This is a genomic window from Luedemannella flava, assembly GCF_039528515.1.
Classification (GTDB): Bacteria; Actinomycetota; Actinomycetes; order Mycobacteriales; family Micromonosporaceae; genus Luedemannella; species Luedemannella flava.
Window position 1 is genome coordinate 1 of record NZ_BAAALT010000272.1, and the last position, 3,964, is coordinate 3,964.

General features: G+C 75.8%; 4 protein-coding genes. 1 reads left to right on the forward strand and 3 read right to left on the reverse strand.

Translation table 11 applies throughout. The features are described 5' to 3' along the window. Positions 1–8: 8 nt before the first annotated feature. Complete coding sequence (locus ABD211_RS30325; RefSeq protein ID WP_344139214.1) at positions 9–860, reverse strand: inositol monophosphatase family protein; 852 nt, start codon at positions 858–860, stop codon at positions 9–11. 89 nt (positions 861–949) lie between these two features. Between ABD211_RS30325 and ABD211_RS30330 the strand changes: the two genes are divergently transcribed. After that, a complete protein-coding gene (locus ABD211_RS30330) occupies positions 950–1,882 on the forward strand; it encodes a class I SAM-dependent methyltransferase (protein WP_344139220.1) in 933 nt (310 codons plus the stop codon). Positions 1,883–1,964: 82 nt separating this feature from the next. On the opposite strand, the gene ABD211_RS30335 is transcribed toward ABD211_RS30330, so the two are convergent. Next, on the reverse strand, positions 1,965–2,768 hold the full coding sequence (locus ABD211_RS30335) for a methyltransferase domain-containing protein (protein WP_344139216.1): 804 nt from the start codon (positions 2,766–2,768) through the stop codon (positions 1,965–1,967). A 96-nt stretch (positions 2,769–2,864) separates the two neighbouring features. Continuing rightward, positions 2,865–3,707 (reverse strand): spermidine synthase, encoded by an 843-nt coding sequence (locus ABD211_RS30340; RefSeq protein WP_344139218.1) that lies wholly within the window; start codon positions 3,705–3,707, stop codon positions 2,865–2,867. Positions 3,708–3,964 lie beyond the last annotated feature (257 nt).

The following is a 3,964-nucleotide window of genomic DNA, read 5'->3' on the forward strand; positions in this document are numbered from 1 at the left end:
CCGGCGCGCTACCCGTCGCCCGCCCGCGACGACGCGGGCGGGCGCTCGCCCCGCAACGCGGCGTGCAGCCTGGCGACGGACGCGGCGACCGGCGCGGCGATCATCGGTAGCGGGTTGCCGGCGGACGGTCGGTAGGGCGTGCCGTCGCCCCCGATCATCACGCCGCCGGCTTCGGCCACCAGCAGCGCGCCCGCCGCGTGGTCCCAGGGGAAATCCCAGGTGAGGATCATCGCGGTGCGGCGTCCGGCGGCCAGGGTGACGTATTCCAGGCCCGTGGTGTCGTAGAAGCCCAACGAGACGGCGTGCGCGCACATAGCGTTGAACTGCTCGCGTTGGGCGGGCGTCCACCACTTCTGCTGGGGCGCGGTCACGTCGAGGTGGCGCAGGTCGTCCGGCGCGGACCCGACCCGCAGCGGCCGTCCGTCGAGGTGCGCGCCCTGACCCGCCACCGCCGTGGCGAACATGTCCAGCGCCGGGGCGAGGGTCCACGACGCGAGCAACGACCCGCGGTGGGCCAGTGCCACGAGCACGGTGAACCGCGGGTTGTTCGTGGCGTAGTTGTACGTGCCGTCGATGGGGTCGACGATCCACGCGGGCGCGTCGCCGACGAGCGCGTCGAGCACGCCGGGGTCGTCCGCCACCGCCTCCTCGCCGACCACCACCGAGCCGGGCAGGATGGCGGTGAGGCCCGCGGTCAGCGCGGACTCCGCGGCCCGGTCGGCGACCGTGACGAGGTTGTCCGGGCCGGTCTTCTCGACGATGTCGGCGGCGGCCAGCTGCCCGAACCTGGGCATGATCTCCGTCGCGGCGACCGACCGGATCAGCCGCTCGACCTCCAGCACTCCACGCGCGTCCAGCATGGCCCAAGCGTAGGGTGCGTGCGGTCGCGGGCATGCGCCGCCCGCGGCCACCGCCGCAGCCCCGCAGCCGGCATGATGAGGGCGTGACCATGTCTTCCGAGGACCGCTGGGCGGCCGTGCTGGCGCAGCTGGACAGCTTCCTGACGCGGGCCGACGCGGCACACGTTCTGGTCGAGGGCGCCGACGGTGACCGGTGCGCGCTGGTCGCCGACCGGCTCGCCGGCGCGCTGCGCGCCGGGGACGTCGAGATCGTCCGCGGTCCACAGTGGCGCGATCACCGGCCCGCCGGACGTCGGGCCCTGGTGATCTGGCTGCGCACGGGCGGCGCGCCGGGCGACGGTGAGCACGGCGCCGACGTGGTGATCGACCTGCGGGACGCGGCCTGGCCCGTCATCCGGCGCGTCCGCGAGGGCCTGGCCGACCACGATGGCTGGCACGCCTCGGAGAGCCGGGCGTTCTTCGCCGTCCGGGCCGCGACGTGGGACACCCAGTTCGGCGACGACCTGCCCGCGTACGCGGCCGGCGTCGCGGCCGCTGAGCTGCCCGTGGGCGGGGCGGTGCTCGACGCCGGGTGCGGCACGGGCCGTGCCCTGCCGGCGCTGCGCGAGGCGGTGGGCGGACGCGGCGTCGTGTTCGGCGCGGACGTGACGCCGGAGATGCTCGAGGTGGCCGCCGACCGGGCCACGCGGGCCGGCGCCACCCTGGTGCGCGCCGACGCGCTCCGGCTCCCGTTCGGCGCTGCCAGCGTCGATGCCGTCTTCGCGGCCGGCCTCATCAACCACCTGCCCGACCCGGTCGCGGGCCTCGCCGAGCTGGCCCGGGTCACCCGCCCGGGCGGCCGGCTCGTGCTGTTCCACCCGTCCGGCCGCGCCGCCCTCGCGGCCCGACACGGCCGCGAGCTGCGCCCCGACGACCTGTTCGCCGAAGGCCCGCTACGCACCGCGACCACCCGAGCAGGCTGGCGCCTGGACACCTACGACGACGCCCCCCACCGTTTCCTCACCCTAGCCACCCGCACCTGACGCACGACCCGCCGACGTTTGGACCGTCAGGCCAGGAATTCGGCGCGCGATAACCCGCGTAACGGTCCGAACGCCGGCCTACTTAGGCCACGCGGGCGAGGATCTCGCCGTGGAGTACCGCGAACCAGCCGTCGGGGTGCGCGGACCAATGGCGCCAGGCGGCGGAGATGCGGGTCAGGTCGGCGCGGGTGGCGGCGCCTGACGTGACCAGCTGGTCGGCCAGGGCCGAGGTGACGATGCGGTCGGCCCACATGCTGCCCCACCAGGCGCGATCCTCCGGGGTGGCGAAGCACCAGGTGCTGGCGGTGGCCGTCACGTCGGTGAACCCGGCAGCCCGGGCCCAGGACAGCAGGCGGCGTCCCGCGTCCGGTTCGCCGCCGTTGGCGCGGGCCGCCGCACGGTACAGCGCCAGCCACCCGTCCAGTTCGGGCACGTGCGGATACCAGGTGAAGGCCGCGTAGTCGCTGTCGCGGGCCGCGACCACGCCGCCGGGCCGGCACACCCGGCGCATCTCGGTCAGCACGCGCACCGGGTCCGCCACGTGCTGCAGCACCTGATGGGCGTGCACCACGTCGAAGGAACCGGTGGCGAAGTCCAGGGCGTGCGCGTCCGCCACCGCGAAGTCGATAGTGGACGCGCCGCGCGCCCCCGCCTCGGCCCGGCCCAGGCTGAGCGCCTCCTCGGTCACCTCGACGGCGGTCACCCGGCCCGGCGCGACCAGCGCGGCCAGGTCGGCCGTGATGGTGCCCGGCCCGCAGCCGATGTCGAGCAGGCTGTCGCCGGGCGACAGGTGCGGCAGCACGTAGGCGGCCGAGTTGGTGGCGGTGCGCCAGCGGTGCGACCGCAGCACCGACTCGTGGTGGCCGTGGGTGTAGACGTTCGCCATGATGGCGCCCTCCTTCGCGTCGTCCGCGAGGATGACACTAGTCGGGCGATCCTGATATCTAGGATTCAGGTCCCAAAAAATGAGACGGGTGCGAGGTCAGCGAAAGATGGACGGCGGGGGGACGGGGGAGTCCTTGGCGGCCCCGTCGCGCACCGGCCGCGCGCCCGCGACGAATGTGGCCAGGTCCGCGCCGTGCAGCACCCGGCCGGGGAACGGGTCGCGGCGGGCGGCCGCCGCCAGCCGGTCGACGGGCAGGCTCGCCGGGGCGGCGCTGGCCACCAGCGCGACGTTGCCGTACCGGCGCCCGCGCAGCATGCCGGGCTCGGCCAGCACCGCCACGTCCGGGAAGACGGCGCCCAGCGTGGCCGCCTGCACCTTGGAGAAGGTCAGCGGCGGCAGGTCCGCCACGTTCACGGCGTACCAGCCCGTGGGGCTCAGCACCCGGGCCACCTCGGCCGCGAACTCGACGCTGGCGACGGTGCGCGGCATCTGGGCGCCCGCGTACACGTCGCCGATGATGAGGTCGAACCGGTTCTCGGGCAGCGCCTCGACGACCGCGCGGGCGTCGCCCTCGCGCACCCGTACGCCGCCGCGGCGGGGCAGCGGCAGCACCCGGCGCACGAGCGCGGCCAGCGTCGCGTCCCGCTCCACCACGAGCTGGCCGGACCCCGGCCGGGTCGCCGCGATGTAGCGGGGCAGCGTGAACGCGCCGCCGCCCAGGTGCAGCGCGCGGATCGGGGTCCCCGCGGGGGCCACCGCGTCCACGGCGGCGGCGAGCCGGCGAACGTACTCGAACTCGAGGTGGCGCGGGTCGTCGAGATCCACGTAGGACTGCGGCACGCCGTCCACCAGCAGGGTCCACCCCTGGCGGCGCTCGTTGTCCGGCACCAGCTCAGCGGTGCCCGACGCCACCTCCTCGACCACCCGTTCCCGCCTCACCGGCCCCACGCTAGTCGGGGAGCCCGGCCGGGACGCCCGGGGTCGGCCGAACGGGTGGCCCGTGACGTGTCCGAACTCACCGGGGCGGGTGGGCGCGTCGGGCGGGTACCGTCGGATGGGCTGGCCGGGAAGGACGGCGGGACGGAGGGCGCACATGGCGAAGCGGGCACGCAGGCTGGTGGGCATCGCGGCGGCCGCGGCCGCCGCCGGGGCCGCCGCGTGGGCGCTGCGCGACGTGCCGGCCGCGCTCGGTGGCC